Below are 21,236 nucleotides of genomic sequence, written 5' to 3' on the forward strand. Positions count from 1 at the left end.
AGTATAAAATGTAAGTGTTTAAACAAGAATCCTTCTTCTCCAAAGATATGCAACTTGAAGAATTTGTTCCTAAAATGCCAAAAATCGAGCTTCATGTCCATTTGGAAGGATCCATTCAACCCTCCACTTTACTTCATTTGGCAAAAAAAAATCATGTTTCCTTACCCTCCCAAACCTTAAAAGAGATTTCACAATGGTTCACTTTTTCAAATATTTCCCATTTGTTCGAAGTTTACCCCAAAATATGTGAATGTATTCAAACTCCCGAGGATATTGAGTACATTACGAAAGAATTTTTAAAGGGGCAATCTAGCCAAAATATTCTCTATTCTGAAGTAACCTACACCGCTTCCAATCAATGGTACGACAATGGAATACCTTTAAGGGAACAAATTGAGGCGATTAATCGGAGTCGTCATTGGGCAGAGAAAAAACTCAATACATCTATGGGTTTGATTATCGATATCCCCCGACAACTATCTCCAGACCAAGGACTAAGTATTGCCCAACAAGTTGTGGAAAGTCAAAATTTAGGAATCATTGGTCTTGGACTCGGTGGAAATGAACGGGATTATCCTCCAGCAATTTTTCAGGATGCATTTGAATATATTAAAGGGACTCCAATTCATAGTGTTCCCCATGCCGGAGAAATGGCAGGACCTCAAAGTATTTGGGATTCAATTCACTTTTTGGGAGCAGAACGGATTGGTCATGGTGTTCGATGTGGTGAGGATCCGATGTTAATGGATTTTCTTCGGGAACATCAAATTCCCTTGGAAATATGTCCAACAAGCAATATTTGTTTGGGAATCTATGAAGAATTCCAAAATCATCCAATCAATCAGCTTTTTCAAGCAGGATTAAATGTTTCCATCAATTCAGATGATCCAACATTATTTAACACAACACTTACACAGGAATTCCTAACATTGATTTCAGTTTTCAATTATAGTTTAAACGATCTTAAACGATTTACTGTGAATGCAATTAATGCTTCATTTTCTGGACCAGAAATGAAAGAAGATCTATTTAAAAGGATAAAAAACGAGTTTTCAAAATTTGATGATTAAGATGCAATAATAGCCTATTTTTTTTTTTCATCATAGCATTTGACAGAATTATTCATTTGATCGCATATTTCTTGATCTAACGGACTTGTGGGTTGATTTTGAGCATCAGGATGCTGCTCTGCAAATAACTTCTGAGAATTTTTCAATATTTTCTCCACTTTTGAATTTATTTGTGCAATTTCCATATCCGTCTAGATACAAATCAAATTTATTCCATATAGTTTTATTTATTTGTGTTAACAGTACAGATAGACATAATTGTATCTCCCAATTTTCTTGTAGGTATTAAATTATGGTGCATACTTTACTACTTTAAGAAATTAGTAAGAAAATTTTGTAGAAATTATCTGAGAAGTAGTATTAATTGATCTTTTTTGATCATCGAATGATTCATTAAAAGAAAATCAAGATATCTTTTGTTTTTCGAGAATTTTTTAAATACTAGCAATTTTATAATAACAAGCCACCTTGAATGTTGGGATTTCGATGATTTGATGAAATAATGATAATTGAAACAAAATATACAGAAAAAGATTACCATAACGCCTTTTCTTCGTATTATTCTTCAGTATGGGTCTTTAAAATATTCCCAATGTTTGGCACTATAGCTTTTGTGCTCCCTTTTATTTTATATGGCATATATAAAAGGTTAAGTTACCATTTGGGACTCCTCCTTATAGTATCACTCTTTTGTTTTCTTTTTAAATGGATAATTATTACATTTAATGTAAAGGAAATGAAATCCAATAAAAATTTTGGGAGCGCTAATGTGGTTGAATTCTTTAATGATGGGCGCATTGAGGCTAGATCGGAGAATGCGAAATCCGAATTTCGAATAGATAGCTTCATTCATTATAAAGTTTCTAAAGGTTGGATTTATCTATTTATTCAAAAAAATCTTTTTATTCCAATAAGGATTTCCGATGCTACTCCAAATGAGTCGTTTGAAGAATTATTAGGATTATTGCATAAATTTGGAATAAAAAAGAAAGGGTAATAACCGAATCTAATAATTTAGAAAATAATGGAAAATAGTTGAGAATTAATAGAATTTAGAACAGAATTTTATCCAATATTGTATTATTATTGAAGATACTGGCAAAAATGGTTAGAAAAATGTTGATAGACAGACCAAATCACTCCAATCAAAGATTTAGGTGTTGATAGTTTGATTGGCAATGCTCTCCCTATTAGCTCTTTTATCATTTTTTCTTCTCCTATGAAGCCATATAAAAAGTCCTAAAGTAGGTAGATGCAAAAAAATCGAAAATTTTTATATTGATCTTGTATTAGATTACTTAGATCGTTAATCCGACTAAAAAAACCATGCACATGTAGCCAAGCTGGTCGACGGCGCTGGACTTGAATTGATCTCTTCAATTTTGAAGGATCTAAAGATATCCAGTAAGCTTACGCTTTCGTGGGTTCGAATCCCCCCGTGTGCGCCATCTTTCTTTTATTTCCTTTAATTGTGAGTTAGTTATTTTTGATACTATGGAATAATAGATCAGGAAGTCTAGTGAGTGGAAAGAAAGCATTTTGAGCTCTATAAATTAGAAAAATTAATTTTCATTTCAAGCGAATAAACTCAAAAAAGGATTAGATTGTTTCTGAAAGGAGATTAAAGTAAATTTTTGCTATGCAATAGGCTGTTCAAGGAATTTTTTTGGTTGCTTATAATCAGAATTCATGGCACAGGGTCAATTATCTGGTATCTCATCAAGCATTTTTTGGGAACATTCAGGACATAATCCATGAGTAAATTCAGTACCTTTGCTCATGCGAAAATAATCATCTACTGGGAGCCAAGAACCTTCTTCCGAATGGATTTTTTTACATGAAGAACATATTGGAAGAATTGATTCGAGGGTGTGAATTTTCATTAAAGCTTCCTGAAGATCATTATTTCGAAAAATTAATTCTAAATCCGTTTCAATGACTTTCTGAAAGCTTCCAACGAGTTTATTATAATTATCTGTATAAGCATTCGGTTTTGAATCCAAAACACAGACGGTTCCAAAGATTTCACCGTTTGGCCAACTAATCGGAAATCCAAGATAAGAAATCATACCGAGTTTTATATCCGGATTCTGATTCCATTCTGGATCGTTTAAAGCATCTTGAACAATTAAGGATCGTTGGGATTGCATCACGGTGGTGCAATAGAGTCCACTTAATTTCGCCTTTTCTCCAACTTCATAGGGATTTCCTTGTGTGTTACTCGAAACAAAGACTTCTATATTTGGAGGAGAGACACGCATAATTAACCCAGAGGGGACATTGATAATTTCCGCCATGATATTAACAATTTCTTGCCAATTTTTAATAAATTTATCTGGAATTGAAGTAGAATTGGTGGAAATATCAAAATTTTGCATAATAATTATTATGAGGCAATATTTGAAAAAAAATATTATTAAAAATTATTTGTGGAAGAGATATTCTTCTAACAAATTATAAGGCAAAATTACCATGGAGATCAAAAATCAAAATGTGAAGTCAAATTTTTTCACATTTTTGGCGTTAAGACATTTAAAAAGTCAATTCATCATTATAATGGCATAGAATTATATAAGATTGAAACAGATTGAGAAGTGGATGGCAATTCAAATATATGTATTCCTCAGGATGAGCTTAAACGGAGTTTTGTTCATTCTTTTTATAATATTTCTGTATAAAGCAATACGAAGGAAACAATTTGCCCCATTTTTGACTGGAAGCTTTTCTTTAGCTTTGATCGGCAACACTATAATCTTATTCACAGATCAAATCATTAAAATCAATTTATACGGTCATTTTCTGGTGGCTGTTTCTTTTTCTCTAATTTATCTTCATTGTGTTGCCTTGATCAATTCCAGGCCAAACATGTTTATCCAGATCTTTTTCATCAGCTTGAATTCAGCCATTTTATTGATCTCTATGTTGAAATCTTTTGATCTGCTTAGCGAAAATATTGCATCTCAGCTTGTAATGCAAATTTCTTCAACAATAAAAATGGTAGCACTGGTATTTTCTGTTATCATTGAGGTCAAGATATATTCAAACACGAAATTGGTAACTGTTAAAATAGAATTGATTTCAATTGTCATCTTGCTGATCTATGCAATCAACTTATTTATCCGAGATTTTTTATTTTTTTCAGAATATGCAATGATTTTTACCCAAATTTCGTGGTTTTCGGTTTTACTAGGGAGTATCCTATTAATTTGCAACTATATAACGCATGCAAACTACATATACTATCTTCCCTTTCCGATTCATAGTATCATTGTATATAATGAAGGCGGAATGTTAACCTATGCTCAAAAATTTAATAATTCGAAATTTACTGATCAACTTCCAGATGCTTTAATTTCTGGAATATACTCAGCAATATCATCATTAGTTAGAGATACATTGGGAGTAGGTGCTCAGTTGCAACATATTAATGCAGATAAATATCAAATCTATTTCAAAGAAACTTCTAATTTGAAGGCAACCTTGGCAGTGATAGCCTTAGGGAAATCATTCTTTTTCCAAAAATCACTAAATAAATTCATTGATTCCATCCCTAATAGTTTAATTAATGAAATAAATCAACCAGGGGTTGCTTTATCGGATTTTCAGCAAGAAATTGAGGAGTATGTTAAACAGTCTTTTCCTTATATTCAAATTCTAAATGATTTAGATTAATGATTAAAATGTAGAATTGTTTTAGGTTTGATGGATTCATTAGCTGTCAAATTATATCACTCAGACCATCAGAATACAAACTTAGGATAATGAAGTCTTATGAAGTTATTTAAGGCAAAAAAGCCCATTATTTACTATGAAATTGAAAGTTGGTCAAACTATACAAAAAGTGGGAGAAGTGAAATCCTCCCATTTTATGAAGATGGTAAATCTCCTCGGGTTTGAACACGTGGAATTTGATCCTACTGTATTCGATGATATTGAGGCAACAATTCCAACCATTAGAAAACATTCCGTAGTGCTTCATGCCCCCTTCTACTCTTGGTGGGGGTATGATTTGAGTTCCCGGAATCAATCGGAAAAAGTTGAAGCTTATATGAAAAATGTGGAGAAGTTTGCATCCCAGTTGAAGGCACATTCAATTGTGGTGCACCCCCCGATGGATCCAGAGGGTGATAAAGTTTTTTTTTTAGAAAATCTGAATAGACTCCCTATAACAATTTTCTTAGAGAATCTTCCAGGACAAAAACTCTCTGATTTTGAACGGTGGTATCTTGAAACAAAAGCGAAAACTACGACTCACACAGAAATATGTTTTGATGTACCACACAGTTTTCTAACCCACGGAAGAGAGAATTTATTCAATATTCCCGAATCGTTGATTTCAGACATAAATTACATTCACATCTCCGAGTTATCTTCGGAGAAAGATTGCCATTGGCCCTTTGGGACTCCAGGAGGAGAATTACCTTTTGAGAAATTTGTGGATTTTCTACATCGAATTGATTTCAATGGAATTATTAATATGGAAATGATGCCAGCAGATTTGCAAGGAATTAATAACCTTATCGATTCATACTTGAAATTAAAGAAACTTGGGACTAAGTTCCAATATATAATGAAAAAGATACGAGTCACGTTAATCAAACCTATTTTATTGAATAAGCTGCAAGGGGTGCCATTAAAAGCAGAACCTGATAAACATATTTGATTTTCAATAAATCACAGACAATTTTTTTTAAAGTGCCATTGATATATTCAAAATTGATTATAATATCGCTTCCATATATTTATAGGATTAAATAATTGTAAATTAACCTATCAAGGAATTGAAGAAAAATTGGAAAGGAATAATAATTTCAAACCGGATGAACTATTTAACTCATTTTTTTTGCAAAAATAAATATATATCCTAGATGAAATAAATTGAAGGAAATGTCAGAACAAATATATCGGCAAGTTTTTGAAGGTGCTGCTGAGGGGATTTTGATAGCAGATGTTAATACCAAGGAATTTTTATTTGCAAATCCTGCAATATGTAATCTATTAAAGTATTCTAAGGATGAATTAATTCGTCTATCAGTTTTGGATATTCACCCAAAGGAAGAGTTGGATCATGTACTTTCTGAATTTAATGCACAAGCCCGGGGTGAAAAAATTGTGGCAATGAGCATACCTTGTTTAAGAAAAGATGGAAAAGTGATCTATGCTGATATCAATACTACTAGGGTAATCATTAATAATAAGGAATATAACCTTGGGTTTTTTTCGGATGTTACCTCACGAATAGATGCATTAAAGCAAGCTCAAGATCACATAATATTTCTAGAAAGTCTAGATAAAATTGAAGTAGCTATCAGATCTGCCACAAACGCAGAAGAATTGCTTCATAATGTTTTGCAAGAAGTTTTCGCTATTTTCAATTGCGATAGGGCATTTCTATTTTACCCATGTGATCCTGAATCCCCTAGTTACCGAATTCCATTTGAAATTTTTAAAAAGGAATATCCAGGAGCTTCCATCCAAGATCTGGACCAACCCATGAGACCTGGAGAAGTAGATATATGCAGAGCAGTTCTTGCAACAAGCAATCCTATATCTTATGGACCAAATGGCGATTTCCCACTCTATACAGAAGGTACAGAACAATTTGGAATTCTTTCACAATTAGTAATAGCAATTCATCCGAAATTAGATAAACCTTGGATTCTCGGTTTGCACCAATGTTCATTTGCTCGAATTTGGTCACCCGCAGAATATACACTTTTGAAGGAGATTGGTCGCCGGATATCTGACGGTTTAAATAGCTTGCTTATATTTCAACAACTCCAAGAAAGTCAAATGGAATATAAAAATCTTCTTGATGCTATTCCAGATATGGTTTGGGTAAGTGATTTGGAAGAAAAATTTCTATTTGCTTCGGAAGGCTGGAAACGTATTGCAGGTTATGATCCTAAAGAGTTGATTGGAAAACCTTTCTACGATATAATGGTGAAAGAAGAACAAGCGGAACTTGATTTTGCACCTGAAGAATATCAAGAAGGAGTTAAAGAAAAATTTGATGATCTTAAAACAAAAGAAGCAGCTTATCGTGATTTTCTAAATTGGAATTATCATAAAAATGGTGAAAAACGATGTCACTCATCTAGCGCAGTGCCTCGATATGATAAACAAGGTAAATTTATTGGATATGTAGGGATTGATAAAGATATAACAGATTGGGTTAAAGCAGAAAGAGCCTTAAAAATGAATCAAATACGTTTGGAAGCCCAAATTAAGCTCAATAATATGATATCATCATCCATTACCCAAATAACAGATTTTACTTTAAATGAGGCGATAAAAATGACCGAGAGTGAACTTGGTTATTTAGCTTTTATAAATCATGATGAATCTATACTAACGATACAGAGCTGGTCCCAAAAAACGATGAAACAATGCCAGATTAAAGACAAGCCTTTGAAATTCCAAGTTAAAGATACCGGGTTGTGGGGAGAATCAATTCGTCAAAGAAAACCAACAATTACTAATGATTATGATGCTCCTAATCCCTTCAAAAAGGGGATTCCAGAAGGTCATATTCACCTTTCACGACATTTAAATGTTCCAATTTTTGAGAAAGACAAGATTGTTGCTTTGATAGGCGTTGCTAACAAGAAAGAAAATTATGATGAAGCAGATATTTCCCAGTTGACCTTACTAGTGCAAGCAATGTGGATGATTATTACTAGGAAAAAATCAGAGGAGGAACTTCAAAAAGTTGAAGATCAGCTGATTCAAAGTAGAAAAATGGAAGCTATTGGACAACTTGCTGGGGGAGTTGCGCATGATTTCAATAATATCTTGGCGGGAATATTGGGTGCTGCTGAAGTTCTTATGGATATAAATACAGATAATTCAAACCAAATAGAATTTTTAGAAATGATAATTCAGGATGTAAAACGTGCATCAACTTTAACCAACAAACTTTTAACTTTCAGCCATAAAAATAAGAAAAAATTTGAGACAATCGATTGTTTAGAGGTAATTAATGACACAATCAGCATATTAAAACGAGCGATTGATAAAAAAATAAATATCAAATTTGAAAACAACGCAGTTCAATCAATTATTTACGGAGATGAGTTTCAGCTGGAGAATGCTTTCATGAATATTGGGATAAATGGAAGCCAAGCCATGAAAAATGGAGGAAATCTTAATTTTAAGACCAGTAATGTCTATTTGGATCAAACCTACTGTGACCATTCAATTTTTTCAATAACTCCAGGGGATTATTTTATGCTGGAAATTAAAGATGAGGGAATTGGAATTGTTCCAGAACATCTCACCAAAATTTTTGAACCTTTTTTTACAACAAAAGAATTAGGAAAAGGAACGGGGTTAGGTTTATCTGTTACCTATGGAATAATTCAAGAACATAATGGCGCGATAAAAGTGACCAGCGAAGTAGATGTAGGATCAAATTTTACAATTTATTTACCTCTAACCAAGGATCCTCTAACAATCCAATTGCCAAAAAAAATCACCCATGAGGGAAAAGGAACGATTCTACTTATTGATGATGAGGAAATGATTCGATATCCTGCGAAACGAATACTAGAAGGAATGGGTTACCACATAATTTTAGCAGAAAATGGTCGAGACGGTGTAAATAAATTTATTCAGCATCAAGATAGCATTATTTTAGTAATTTTAGACATGATAATGCCAATTATGAATGGAAGGGACACCTTTCTGGAATTACGGAGAATTGATGCTAAATGTAAAATAATTATTGCGACTGGATATGCGAAAGAAGAAAAAATTGAGGAATTGCGACAAATGGGACTATCCGGTGTTATTAAAAAGCCTTATCTTAAATCAGAACTAAGCATTCTCCTATCAAACATATTTTCGAATCACTCATGACATGCCTCAATGTTTTTTAAGCTAGAAACCTTATTATATACCTACATTGCCCACCAATTTATTTTCTCAAATTGATTCCAGTCGGATATTATTTGATATTTCCCCAAATCCACAAGTTCTTCTTAACAAAAAGTATCTTATCGTAGAAGTTAATGAGGAATTTTCCAAAGTTATGGGTTATTCCAAAGAAGAAATGCTTAATAATCCAGTATCATCAATTTTTGCGAATATTCAAGAATATATCGAAGCTTCAGCCCTATTTACTCGAGATAATAAGCTCAAAAATTTTGAAATGATTCCGAAAATTGTGGATGGTTCAATTCAATATATGCTACTAAATATTAGGCAAATAATTGATCAACGACAAGATTTTTTAGGATATTTACTGACCTTCACAGAATATACTGCGATAAAAAATGTCATGGAATATACTCGACTAATCATTGAAACTTCTCCCAATCCTCAAATATTTTTGAATATCAACAATGAGATTTCAGATTTGAATAAACAATTATTGAAGGTAACAGGATATCAACGCGAAGATTTGATTGGAAATCCGGTTTCAATAGTTTTCCGTGATCATGAACAGTATCGAGCAGCCAACATCATCTTGAGAAAAGAAGGCCAGTTAAAAGATTTTGAAATGATCCCAAAATCTAGAGATGGAACGATATTTCACATGTTATTAAATATAAAACCCATGATAGATAAAAATGAAACAGTTTTGGGTTCTTTGCTTACTTTTACTGACATAACATCGCTCCGAAAGGCAATAGAAGTTGTTGAACAAATAACTGGGGATGTTTATTCAAGTAATACATTAGAAGAAAGAACAAATAATTCCCAACCAAAAAAAAATCAGCAAGATTTAGCTTCTATTAATCAAATAAAGATGGAAGCTGAGCTGAAAAAACGATCTCATGATTTAGATGAACGTATTAAGGAGTTACAATGTCTTTATGGAATTGACAAAATTCTAGAAAATGAGGGGCTTTCCGTCAATGAGATTTTTCAGAACATTGTGTCTATCTTACCAGCAGGTTGGCAATTTCCTGAAATCACCAGAGCAAAAATAGAATTTGATGGGATCGCTTATATTTCTGCACAATATATTAATACAAATTGGAAGCAACGAAATAATATTCGGATTAATGGAGAAATTCGGGGGTATATTGAGGTTTTTTATTTGAAAAAAATGCCGAATGCTTCAGAAGGTCCATTTTTAAGAGAAGAACGTCATTTGATAGACGCAATTACTGAACGAATTGAAACCGTCTTTGAAAAAAAATTGGAGGAAAAAGCCCGAAAGCAGGCAGAAGAGAAGTTACAAGAACATGCTAGACGATTAGAAAACTCATTAAAAGAAAAGGAAGTTCTTCTTTCGGAAATTCACCATCGGGTGAAAAATAATCTCCAACTAATCTTTAGTTTAATTCTTCTGCAAGAACAATATGTTACAGATGAAAAACTCCAATTAATGTATCGAGATTTTAAAAATCGCGTCAAAGCCATGAGTCAAATTCACGAAACACTATATTCCAGCGGGGATATCACCAAAATTAACTTTAATGCATATATCCAAGAGATTATCACTAATTTAATTCACAGTTATTATATTGAAACGAATGTGGTTAAGTTGGATATATCAATCGAACAAATTGATATAAGTTTTAATAAAACTATCTTATGTGGTTTGATTGTGAACGAAGTAGTATCAAATGTATTGAAATATGCTTTTCCAGACAATAAGAAGGGTAAACTTAAAGTAAAGATACGAAAAAATAAAAAAAACGGAAATATTACAATCAACATTCAAGATAATGGAGTTGGATTCCCACTGGAGTTTGATTATTTAAAAACAGATACCTTAGGGTTACGTATAGTGACATCTCTTTCAAAGCAACTTAAGGGATCTATTTCAATGAAAAATGAAAATGGAGTAAAATTTAACTTATCTTTCCAAGAATAGTGCTAAGAAATGTTATAGGGAACGATTTATGATGTCTTTTAATTGTTGAAGTGTAAAAGGTTTTTTTAGAACACCAATAAAACCATACGATATTGGGTCTGCCATGATTGGATCATTAGAATAACCGCTACTCACAATTGCCTTTACATTTGGATCAAATTCTTTGAGTAAAACGATCGTTTCTTTCCCACCCATCGCACCTGGAATAGTGAGATCCATAATTAACAAATCTACGGGATTTTCCGATGATTTAGCTTCCTTATATTTTAAAATCGTGTCTTTTCCATCATCCGTGAAGATAGCATGATGTTTGAGATGTTTAAACATTTTCACTAGGATTTTTTGAATAGAAGGATCATCTTCTAACACCAAGATTGTCTTATTAGAAGTTGATTTCGAGGATTTAGATTTTGGTGGTGAAATAGAATTTGAACTCAAACCTTCAGAAATTACAGGAAGATAAATATAAAAGGTTGTTCCATGAGTTTCTGGAGCAGTACTAGAAATAAAATAAATATAACCGTTATGGCCTTTCACAATAGAATACGCAGTGGCCAAACCTAAGCCACTTCCAGATGATTTAGTAGAAAAATAGGGTTCAAAAATACGAGATTGAATATCTTTTGGAATTCCAGAACCATGATCTTGTATCATAATCTCGATATATTTACCAGGGAGAAGATTTATTTTTTTTTGAATTTCTCGATACCGGAGAAAATTTGTTTTTGTGTCAAAATTATGGAAACTAAGTATAATTTCTCCCCCTTTAGACATTGATTGATCCGCATTTATCACAATATTGCCAATGACTTGAGAAATCTGGTTGGAATCAACATAACAATCCCACATTTTTTCATCAAAATCTAAAGTACATTTCGATTTGGAACCTCGTAAAGCAAATATTGCAGTAGAAGAAATTAATTGTGTAATGGATACATTAGATTTTACAGGCTTACCACCTTTTGAGAATGTAAGCAATTGATATGTAAGATTTTTTGCACGCATAATTCCAGATTCTGTTTCACGTAGAATGGATTTGATATCTTCTAAATTATTTTCTTCTAATGCTAAACTCACATTTCCTAAGAGAGAAGCGAGAATATTGTTAAAATCGTGGGCAATTCCCCCTGCTAAATTTCCAATTGATTCTAATCGTTCCTGTTTTATTCGTTCTAGAGTTACTTTTTGACTTTGGGAAATGTGTCGTAAGAAACCTAAAACTTCAGTTGCTTCTTGATCTTGATATATAAATTGCAAATTAACTTCTCCCAAGAATTTTTCACCCGATTTAGAAATAATCTCAATTTCATGATAATCCTGAGTGGCCAGTCCTTTTTGTTTTTGTTGAATTAAATCTGTTAAAAATTCAATGGAATTGGGCGCAATAAATTCCTTAAAAGATATTCCAAGGATTTCATCTATTCTATAACCCGTTAGATTTAATCCGGCCTCATTAATTGAAGAAATTGTTCCATCATCTAAATGAACGGAAAAAACAACATCAGAAGAACGTTCAAATATTCGTTTATAACGTAATTCAGTATCTATTATGGATTCTTCTATGTTTCGAGAAAATGTAATATCTTGAAATTGCAGTGCAAAATAAGTCTGGATCTTGAAAACTCGTATAAAAACACAAATACTAGATTTATTTGACATAGGATCAATTTTCTGCGGATTGATCCAGATATCGTTGAATTTTGCAGATTCTCCATGATTCAAAGATGAAATGTGCTCAATAATCCCAATATTTCGGAAATTCATGTCTTGAAAAAGATTATATGATTGGATGTGGAAAACTCCAAAGATGTCACGAAAAGATTGATTAAAATTCAAGACATTTCCCACTGAATCAACAATAAGTAATCCTAAAGGGTTTAACGCAAAAAATTCATTGCATAAATCTTTATCAAGCATTTTTTTCAAACTTTCCCGAACTTCCAAAATTGGTTGTCATCTAACCAAACACCTACGTTTTAATATAGCTTTTTTTTTGCAAAGTTTTTTAGAAATATCTTTGTTGATCGGAATTAGGTTTATAACCGATATACGGTTTTTTTACTCAATGCATCGACCGTTGATTACTGGAATTATTCAAAATATGGCTTTTAAAAAGTGTGAATTTAGTAAAGATGATAAATTGTATATTTTCGGGCGTAATCCAGAGCTTTCTCTGGCCGAAATTATCTCACGCTTTCATGTGATAGGGAGTACATATAAGATCAAAGCAATGAACAAAATTGGTGTAGTAATTGAAGCACCCAAACATATTTCTATCAGTAATTGTGGGGCGGTATTAAAACGAAGCAAACCACTAACAACCATCCATCAACCCTTAAATGTTCAAAATATAAAAAAGGACCTCACAGATCATATTATCAACGAATTTTTTGAAGAAAAAGGCAATTGGACAATCAGCTATTATGCAAAAAAAATGGGACCTGAAGAAGAATATCTTTACCAAACAGTCCAAAAAATTATAAAAAATTCTCTAAAGAAAGCGGGTGTTAGAAAGGCTTTCTTCTTCAAAGGCGAGAAAAATAATATTGTGGAACCCCGAAGATTATGGCGCAAAAGAGTAATTCAAGACGGATTAGAAATAATTATTTGGCAAAATAAAGGGGAGTTTACTCTCTGGCAAACTGAGGAAGTTATAAATATAGATGAAATAGCTAAGCGAGATAGTGATCGACCCCACAAACGGCCACTTTTATTGTTAGGACTTGCACTTGCTCGGAGTATGATAAATCTAGTTTCTATTGAATCAAATCACCACGATCGTCCTATTTATGATGCATTTTGTGGAATGGGATCAATTGTAAGTGAAGCTTATCATTTAGGTTTACAATCTTTAGGATCTGACATAGACGGATCTTGTACAACACGATCTCAAGAAAATTTGAGATGGATTAGCCATTTAAAACCCAATCGTAAAAAGCGAGGCATTTTTCAAGAAAAAAACATCTTTACAATGGATGTAATGACCCCTGATATGGATAGATTGAAAAATTTCAATGGATCGATCGTTTCAGAACCAAATTTATTGACACCTTTAAAAAAATATCCCACTTACGCTAAAGCAAATGCACTCTTAGATACCTTTGAAAAAAATTATCGCGGTTATTTAGCAGGAATTAGAAAAATTTTGCCTAAAAATGGCATATGTGTGCTGATTTTCCCTCAATTTCACATTTCCACCAATGAACGCGTGGGCTTAAATATAATTCAACTTCTTGGAGACTTTGGATTTAAAATGTGTGAATTTTCAATTGATTCATACAAATATCCCGCTCATTTTGTCCATTCGTGGAAAGATCCAATAATTGAACGACAAATAGTTGTTTTTAAAAAAGTTTAATTGGAAAAACTCTGTCACTTTTGTGTCCCTTGGATGGTATAAAATTCACTTCCTTTTTAATAAAAATGTTTATATTTGCTTCACTCTAAGTTAAGCTATATCGTTTTTTTTTTAAGGGGTTTTTTTAGGGGTTAAGAAAATGAAAAAAATTAAACAAAAACTTGTAATTATCTTTGCTTTGGTACTTGTTAGTATTAATGGGATAAGTTTTGGGTCTGCTTGGGGATTTTACCCAACTAATCCGATTCCTGTTGATCCAATTGAGATAACCTATGCAAATTATCTTGAACTGGATGGTGATGGGTATGAAGATGATGTAATTACTCAATTTACATTGAAATCGCCAACAGGATATTATGCCTATTTGGATGTCGAACTCGAACTTGAATTAGTATTACCATCGGGTTACACCTATATAATGCGATTTAGCATTACTGAATTTTATGTCGAATTACCTGTCACTGTTGAATGGCATAATTGTGCCACAGAAAGTGGCTGGTATGATTTTAATATTGAAGCAGATATCTTTGGATTTGATTCAGATATTATTTTCTCTGGAATAGTCACAGATTCATTAACGTTTGATCCACCTTTTGATAAATCGGGCAGTTCAATATTTGGAATGGTGCGATACTAATTCCCTTCGTTTTATTTTTTCTTTATGTAAAAATGCATAATTAATTTTTTTTTTAAAAACAGGCAAAACGAGTAGGTTCTGGTGAAGAGGAAGAATTTAACAATCAAGGCAATTCGAGTTCTATTAGCGCTAGAACAAAAGCCTTTAGCCACATATGATGAACTTTCTATTATTACTGGTTATGCAAAATCCGTTGTTTTTGGAATTATGAAACAGCTAAGTTCTTCTAAAGATCATCCTTCATATTTTTATGTCGTTGGTCATCCTAATCTTCATGCTTTGGGTTTAGAAGTTGTGGACGTCTTTGTTCACGCAAATTCAATTGAACAAGTTACAAATCTCTATAAAATTTGTCAAGCTCATCCGTATACAATAGTATTTGCTCCTTGTTATGGTGCTACTAATGGAGCTTTGGTGCAATTTCGGATTCCTTTAAATTCTAAATCTCTGATAAATGACCTTTTTTCTCATTTTAAAGAGAATAATGTCATTCAAGACTTCCAAATCTTAAATTTCGGAACAAAATCTATTTATACTTCTATTGATGTTAAATTCTGGGATTTTTCTTCCTTTTGTTGGAATTTTAATTGGGAAGAATGGTTTTCTTTTGAAATATCAGAATCAAAATCAGAACCAAAAACATTTGGAAAAGTAGGAACCGTAAAATCTTGGCTTAAAAAACGAGATATTGCTATACTTGCTCAGCTAACTGATGATGCAAGGAATAAAAAAATTGATATGATTAAAGCTTTGAAACAACAAGGATATAATTTTACGCCTCAAACCTTTAGTCGACGATTAAAACGTGTAAAAGATGAATGTATTTCTAAATATCGTGTTTTCATGGATTTAGCGTCTTTTGATTTGTTGAATTGTATAGCTATTTTAGGAAAGGGTAAAAAAAAAGAGATTCAAGAACTTACTCAACGAGTATCATCTCAGCAAATTCCCTTTCATTCAGTGTTCAAATCAGAAAAGAATCGATTTTTTTGGTATTTATATCTACCTACCACTCATACTGCAGATTTATTATATCATATTCGTCCCAAATTTAGTGATATAAAAATGTACTATATAGACCAACCTCGCAGTCATTTATTTTTACCTTGGCCTGAAACTTTTAATGAAGAGAAGGAAGATTGGAAAGTAGATCGCCAGTTCATGGTCGATGATGTAATTACCGCCCTAATTCCAAAGGATGAATCAACGGATTAAATATTCTTGCACTAACGAAAAAAAATTGAATTATTTTATTTATCAATCAAGATAGCGCCATTGATACAAATTTTTTCGAGAGAGCTTTCGTGAATAATGATGGAACCATGGAAGAAATCTTCAAAATATCCGTAAACATCAAATAATATATTAATCGATACTTTTACAAGTCGTTTTTTGTTTCTATATTCTTTTTGGGTCTTTAAACTGTGTTTTTGTATGATCTGTTTCCAGAAAATTATTCTTAAAAATCCTAATCAAACAATTTCACGCAAAATATAAAATTTATAGAAAAAAAAAAGTAGGAAAGGATGAGTTAATCCCTTCACCACTTTAAGAGGGGTTTATATCAGAATTACAAAGTGAAATAACTACCTGAATTCCCATCAAATTCCATAGGAGCATCGCCACCACTGTGAGGATACACTGAAGCAGCATAATCAAAAGCCGCTTCCATCGTTGTGGTTGCACTGCTACCAAAATGGTTGATCAAAGTATATTCAAGGAAGTAATAAGTCCAAGCTCCATTATTATGGGCAGAATCATCATATCCATAGCCATCTTCAGTGCATGTGGTTGTGCAATAGACGTTATTACTGTTAGGCATGGCCATTAATTCAGGACCAATTCCACCAGAATAACAATGATCAATGAACACAAATATGTCATCAGCAATGGCTCCATCAAGAATAGCAGCTAATTCAGTGTCATAAAAATCACCATCTTCACCACTTTCACCTGAACCGCAATCCCATGAGCAAATGTATGAACTACCAGATCCAGTACCAGAACCATGACCAGAAGTGATATAAACGATTTCACCTTCTTGTTGAGCTAACCAATTCAAATAATATTTGGTATTGGCTTCGGTAGCTAGTCCATCATATTTTGGAAAATTAGATGGATGACCATCACCAAGTACTATAATATTTGATTCTTCAAAGCCACAAACTGTGGTAAGATAATTGAAATAATCGGTTACATCTTCATCACAGTAAGATAAATCCGAAATTGCTTTATAATCAGAGACACCACAAAGTAAAGCATATTTTCCTCCAGTGCTAACCTCGTTATCAACAGTAATCGAAATAGAATCAATTTGACTATTTCCTGCGGCATCAAAGGCTTGAACTGATATGGTGTGACTACCTTCAGAAAGAGTGGTTGTATCAAAACTCCAGGAATAAGGAGCTGATGCATCAGAAGTCCAGGATCCTGAATCAACTCGACATTGGACATCAACTACACCAACATTATCAGTGGCAGATGCAGTTATGGAAATTGTGTCTTCCACAGTGGCCCCATTAGATGGGGAGGTAATGGAAACGGTTGGTTTTTCATAATCCCCACCTGTTCCTCCAGTATAATAGCTCACAGTAGCGGTATACGCGGTGCTAGAAGCACTAGATGTGTACATCCGGACTGCAATATAGTAGGTTCCAGCAGTTTGAATGTTATATGAACAGGTTTCTGGATTGCTTGTGGTGTACCCCCGTGCAAGATATGAAGAATAGGATGCTGTTTGACAAATATACACATCAATATCATAACTTCCACTCCAGGAAACTGAAACGTCCATCATACCAGCTTCTACGGCAGATAATTCAAAGTAGTCAACTTCAGATCCAGCCACGCTTCCAGTAAGATCACGTTCAATCAATTGAACATCCCCATTATCATTGTCAACGGTGATGCTAACGTCATCTTCCCCAAAGTTTCCAGCAGCATCATACGCTTGTACCGTAATTGTATGAGCACCATCTGATAGAGTAGTAGTATCTAGTGACCAAGAATATGGACTAGTAGAATCAGTTGTCCAAGATCCACTATCGACTTGATATCGAAGATAATCGACACCAACATTATCAGATGCGGATGCAGTTATAGAAATTGTATCATCCACAGTGGCTCCATTTGATGGAGATGTGATAGAAATTGTTGGTTTTTCAGTATCAACAACAGTTCCACCAGTATAGTAAGAAACAGTGGTGGTGTAGCTTGTGCTTGATGCATATGAGGTGTACATTCTTACTGCAATATAATAAGTTCCAGCAGTTTGAATGTTATATGAACAAGTTTCAGGATTGCTAGTAGTATAACCTCGTGCTAAATAGTTAGAATAACTAGCGGATGTGCAAATATATACATCAATATCATAACTATTTCCCCATGTGGCAGAAACCTGCATAAGACCAGGTTCAACATCTGTCAATTCAAAATAATCAACTTCACGTCCAGCAACTGAGCCAGTCAAATCTTCAGTAATTTGATCGGCTTTTTCATCAGCTAATTCATCAATTACACTTGCAACACCTAAGCTATAATATGATAATTCGGCAGAATAGGCCGTACTAGAAGCCCAGTAAGAGTACATCTTAATCCCAATATAATAAGTTCCTGCGGTTTGAATTTCATAAGAACAAGTTTCAGGATTATTAGTTGTATATCCTCGAGCAAGATAATTGGTAGTTGATTGAGTTGTTGAGATGTAACAATCAATATCATAACTATTTCCCCATGAAACATCTAATTCCATTAATCCTGGTTGAGCTTCTACAATATACCAATCAGTTTCTCCTCGTCCAACACTACCTTCAAAGGTCTCAGTTATAGGAATTGGATTTGAATTGTCATTTGAGACACTAATTGAAATACTATCTTCATCAAAATTACCGGCTGCATCAAAAGCTTGAACAGTTATGGAATGACTTCCATCCGATACTGAAGTTGAATCCCAAGTCCAAGTATATGGTGCTGAATAATCTTGAACCCATGATCCAGAATCAATTCTATATTGAACATAGGAAACACCCACATTATCTGAAGCAGAAGCTTCAATGGCAACATCACCTAAAACAGTATCTCCAGATGATGGATTTGAAATTGCAACGGTAGGATCAATTATATCTTCTCCACTGCTTGAACCTTTATAGTAAGATACGGTTGCTGTGTATGCGGTGGAAGAGGCACTACTGGTATACATTCGAATTCCAATATAATAAGTTCCGGCTGTTTGAATTTCATAAGAAGTTGTTTCAGGGTTGTTAGTAGTATATCCTCGAGCAAGATAAGAGTTATAATTTGCAGTTTCACAGATGTATGCATCAATATCATAACTTCCACTCCAAGAAACTGAAACATCCATCATTCCTGGTTCAACATTAGTAAGTTCAAAATAATCAATTTCAGATCCGGCGACGGAGCCTACTAAAGATTCAGTCACTAATATTGGACCTGTATAATCTTGATCAACATTTACAGTTATTTCATCAATATCGGTATTTCCTGCTTCATCATATGCTTTTGCGGAAATATCGCGTGATCCGTCAGCTACTGAAGTAGAATCCCAAGTTAAAGCATAAGGAGAAGTTGTATCAGTTCCGATAATACTGCCATCAATATAAAATTCGACTTTCGTAACACCTCTATTGTCTGAAGCATCAGCGGTGATTGTGATTGTATCTTGAACAATATCATTTTCTTTTGGATCTGTAATAGTTACAGAAGGATCTATAATATCTTCACCAGAATTAGAATATCCTAAAAAGGCTTCAACATCAATTCGTCCACTTCCGTAAGTATTGTCCTTTCCAACTACACCCATATCCACGGCACTTGCTTCAACAGCATCCTTAACGTCAGCAGGGGATACTTGGCCGTAGTATAAATCATAATAAAGAGCACATGAACCTGCAACAAATGGAGTAGCCATAGAAGTACCACTCATTGTTGTGTATGAAGTTGTTGTACCAGCTCGAGCAGCTGTGATACTCACACCTGGACCACAAACATCAGGCTTAATTCTTCCATCAGGTAAAGGTCCCCGACTGGAGAAAGATGCAATATTCCATCCACCTTCACCAGGATCACTTACAGCACCTACAGTAATAGCATTGTATGCGCTTCCTGGAGAACCAATAGTTCCACTGCTAGGGCCAGAGTTTCCTGCTGCAATAACGACAGTTAAACCGCCAGCAACTAACTGATCGGCGGCTTCAGCGGTAGCATCATATAAGCCCCCATTATCATCCCCTAAACTCATGGATACAATATCGATACCATAAACATCTTTATTGGTTAAACACCACTGCATACCATCAATTACTTGTTCATTTGTTCCACTACCAGAATCACTTAACACTTTGACTCCAACTAAGGCAGCTCCAGGAGCAACACCCATGTAATTAGAATTTGCATCACCAGTTCCAGCAGCAATGCTAGAACAGTGAGTACCATGGCCATGACCATCATACGGATTGGATTGACCATTAATAGCATCGTACCATCCAATAACTTTTCCACCATCTAAATCAGCGTGAGAATTATCAATTCCGGTATCAACTACAGCAATAACAACATCATTCTTGCTGTAAGAAGTTGGATTTCCATCCCGATCCCCATCAACACTATAAGTTTGTCTTCCGGAAATTGCACCTGCATATTCTGCAGCAGTATCCATACATACTGTGAATTCACGGATATCATCTACACCTTTAATTGAAGGTGCAGTCTCAAGTGCGGCGCGTATATTAATTGGGACTAACCCAACTACCATATCAAAACTTTCATATATTTTGTCGACAAGAATGCCGTTGGCTTCTAGGTACTCGTAATCGATACCGTCTTCAAAACCAATAATCTGTCGTTCGTATTCGATAGCATTTTGATCGACAGAAAAACTTTGTCTATATGAAGAAGATGATAGGGCTGATCCCAGAGTCAAAGACTGCGAAACCAGCATAAATAACATAAGTCCCATGAGTGGGACTATCATTTTATTCAATTTTTTATTCATAATCAAACCAAACCCTTGATTATACCTTGATATCGAATTTTTTTTAATCATTTAAAAATAATTAAACGACTCTCAATATCAATGATATTTCATTCATAGTCTATATAAATATATTGAAAAAACTACCATCATTTTGTTAACAGTAGTAATTTTGAGTTGTTTATATATATTCAATTTTGAAACAGAATTTTGTGATTAAAAGATAAATTTTGTTAAGTTCTTAATATCTGGTTAATATGGATTGGGAAAAAAAAAGAATATTAAGACAAGGCATTTTTTTACCAATGGTCTGGATGCGAGGATCATGCAAATAAAGATCATTCAACTTCGCA

Annotated in this window: 13 protein-coding genes and 1 tRNA gene; 10 read left to right on the forward strand and 4 right to left on the reverse strand. The window is 33.6% G+C overall.

Annotated elements, in window-relative coordinates:
• Window positions 1-14 precede the first annotated feature (14 nt).
• Complete coding sequence (add, locus tag NEF87_RS12475) at window positions 15-1,070, forward strand: adenosine deaminase (protein WP_457920068.1); 1,056 nt, start codon at window positions 15-17, stop codon at window positions 1,068-1,070.
• 14 nt (window positions 1,071-1,084) lie between these two features.
• On the opposite strand, the gene NEF87_RS12480 is transcribed toward add, so the two are convergent.
• Window positions 1,085-1,255 carry a hypothetical protein gene (locus tag NEF87_RS12480; protein ID WP_457920069.1) on the reverse strand — a complete coding sequence of 57 codons (171 nt, stop codon included), beginning with the start codon at window positions 1,253-1,255 and terminating at the stop codon, window positions 1,085-1,087.
• 551 nt (window positions 1,256-1,806) lie between these two features.
• Here NEF87_RS12480 and NEF87_RS12485 point away from each other — a divergent pair.
• On the forward strand, window positions 1,807-2,067 hold the full coding sequence (locus tag NEF87_RS12485) for a YcxB family protein (protein WP_371801714.1): 261 nt from the start codon (window positions 1,807-1,809) through the stop codon (window positions 2,065-2,067).
• A gap of 331 nt (window positions 2,068-2,398) precedes the next feature.
• Window positions 2,399-2,518 (forward strand) — tRNA-Ser (locus NEF87_RS12490).
• Window positions 2,519-2,770: 252 nt separating this feature from the next.
• Here the strand turns inward: NEF87_RS12490 and NEF87_RS12495 are convergent.
• A complete protein-coding gene (locus NEF87_RS12495; protein ID WP_457920070.1) occupies window positions 2,771-3,448 on the reverse strand; it encodes a GAF domain-containing protein in 678 nt (225 codons plus the stop codon).
• Between the two features lie 220 nt (window positions 3,449-3,668).
• On the opposite strand from NEF87_RS12495, the gene NEF87_RS12500 reads away from it, so the two are divergent.
• The 4 genes from NEF87_RS12500 (at window position 3,669) to NEF87_RS12515 (ending at window position 10,899) form a co-directional block, all read left to right on the forward strand.
• Window positions 3,669-4,742, forward strand: a complete 1,074-nt coding sequence (locus NEF87_RS12500; protein ID WP_457920071.1) for a hypothetical protein — start codon at window positions 3,669-3,671, stop codon at window positions 4,740-4,742.
• Between the two features lie 136 nt (window positions 4,743-4,878).
• Complete coding sequence (locus NEF87_RS12505; protein WP_457920072.1) at window positions 4,879-5,733, forward strand: TIM barrel protein; 855 nt, start codon at window positions 4,879-4,881, stop codon at window positions 5,731-5,733.
• Between the two features lie 224 nt (window positions 5,734-5,957).
• A complete protein-coding gene (locus NEF87_RS12510; RefSeq protein ID WP_457920073.1) occupies window positions 5,958-8,930 on the forward strand; it encodes a PAS domain S-box protein in 2,973 nt (990 codons plus the stop codon).
• A 46-nt stretch (window positions 8,931-8,976) separates the two neighbouring features.
• Window positions 8,977-10,899 carry a PAS domain-containing sensor histidine kinase gene (locus NEF87_RS12515; protein ID WP_457920074.1) on the forward strand — a complete coding sequence of 641 codons (1,923 nt, stop codon included), beginning with the start codon at window positions 8,977-8,979 and terminating at the stop codon, window positions 10,897-10,899.
• Window positions 10,900-10,911: 12 nt separating this feature from the next.
• Here the strand turns inward: NEF87_RS12515 and NEF87_RS12520 are convergent, their stop codons facing one another.
• Complete coding sequence (locus tag NEF87_RS12520) at window positions 10,912-12,816, reverse strand: hybrid sensor histidine kinase/response regulator (protein ID WP_457920075.1); 1,905 nt, start codon at window positions 12,814-12,816, stop codon at window positions 10,912-10,914.
• A gap of 148 nt (window positions 12,817-12,964) precedes the next feature.
• Between NEF87_RS12520 and NEF87_RS12525 the strand changes: the two genes are divergently transcribed.
• The 3 genes from NEF87_RS12525 to NEF87_RS12535 all read left to right on the forward strand — a co-directional run bounded on the left by NEF87_RS12525 (window position 12,965) and on the right by NEF87_RS12535 (window position 16,109).
• On the forward strand, window positions 12,965-14,257 hold the full coding sequence (locus NEF87_RS12525) for a hypothetical protein (protein WP_457920076.1): 1,293 nt from the start codon (window positions 12,965-12,967) through the stop codon (window positions 14,255-14,257).
• Between the two features lie 139 nt (window positions 14,258-14,396).
• The gene (locus tag NEF87_RS12530; RefSeq protein ID WP_371801723.1) at window positions 14,397-14,894 is read left to right on the forward strand and encodes a hypothetical protein; all 498 of its coding nucleotides are present in this window, start codon (window positions 14,397-14,399) and stop codon (window positions 14,892-14,894) included.
• 81 nt (window positions 14,895-14,975) lie between these two features.
• Window positions 14,976-16,109 (forward strand): hypothetical protein, encoded by a 1,134-nt coding sequence (locus NEF87_RS12535; protein WP_457920077.1) that lies wholly within the window; start codon window positions 14,976-14,978, stop codon window positions 16,107-16,109.
• Between the two features lie 355 nt (window positions 16,110-16,464).
• Here NEF87_RS12535 and NEF87_RS12540 read toward each other — a convergent pair whose 3' ends face one another.
• Complete coding sequence (locus NEF87_RS12540; RefSeq protein WP_457920078.1) at window positions 16,465-20,904, reverse strand: Ig-like domain-containing protein; 4,440 nt, start codon at window positions 20,902-20,904, stop codon at window positions 16,465-16,467.
• Window positions 20,905-21,236: the final 332 nt, after the last annotated feature.

Origin of the sequence: Candidatus Lokiarchaeum ossiferum, from assembly GCA_025839675.1 — an archaeon.
Classification (GTDB): domain Archaea; phylum Asgardarchaeota; class Lokiarchaeia; order Sigyniarchaeales; family Promethearchaeaceae; genus Lokiarchaeum; species Lokiarchaeum ossiferum.

Coding starts and splice junctions, on each gene's coding strand:
- NEF87_RS12540 (WP_457920078.1), bottom strand. CDS start 20,904: ATGAATAAAAAATTGAATAAAATGATAGTCCCACTCATGGGACTTATG.
- NEF87_RS12520 (WP_457920075.1), bottom strand. CDS start 12,816: ATGCTTGATAAAGATTTATGCAATGAATTTTTTGCGTTAAACCCTTTA.
- NEF87_RS12510 (WP_457920073.1), top strand. CDS start 5,958: ATGTCAGAACAAATATATCGGCAAGTTTTTGAAGGTGCTGCTGAGGGG.
- NEF87_RS12485 (WP_371801714.1), top strand. CDS start 1,807: ATGAAATCCAATAAAAATTTTGGGAGCGCTAATGTGGTTGAATTCTTT.
- NEF87_RS12500 (WP_457920071.1), top strand. CDS start 3,669: ATGGCAATTCAAATATATGTATTCCTCAGGATGAGCTTAAACGGAGTT.
- NEF87_RS12525 (WP_457920076.1), top strand. CDS start 12,965: ATGCATCGACCGTTGATTACTGGAATTATTCAAAATATGGCTTTTAAA.
- NEF87_RS12480 (WP_457920069.1), bottom strand. CDS start 1,255: ATGGAAATTGCACAAATAAATTCAAAAGTGGAGAAAATATTGAAAAAT.
- NEF87_RS12505 (WP_457920072.1), top strand. CDS start 4,879: ATGAAATTGAAAGTTGGTCAAACTATACAAAAAGTGGGAGAAGTGAAA.
- NEF87_RS12530 (WP_371801723.1), top strand. CDS start 14,397: ATGAAAAAAATTAAACAAAAACTTGTAATTATCTTTGCTTTGGTACTT.
- NEF87_RS12495 (WP_457920070.1), bottom strand. CDS start 3,448: ATGCAAAATTTTGATATTTCCACCAATTCTACTTCAATTCCAGATAAA.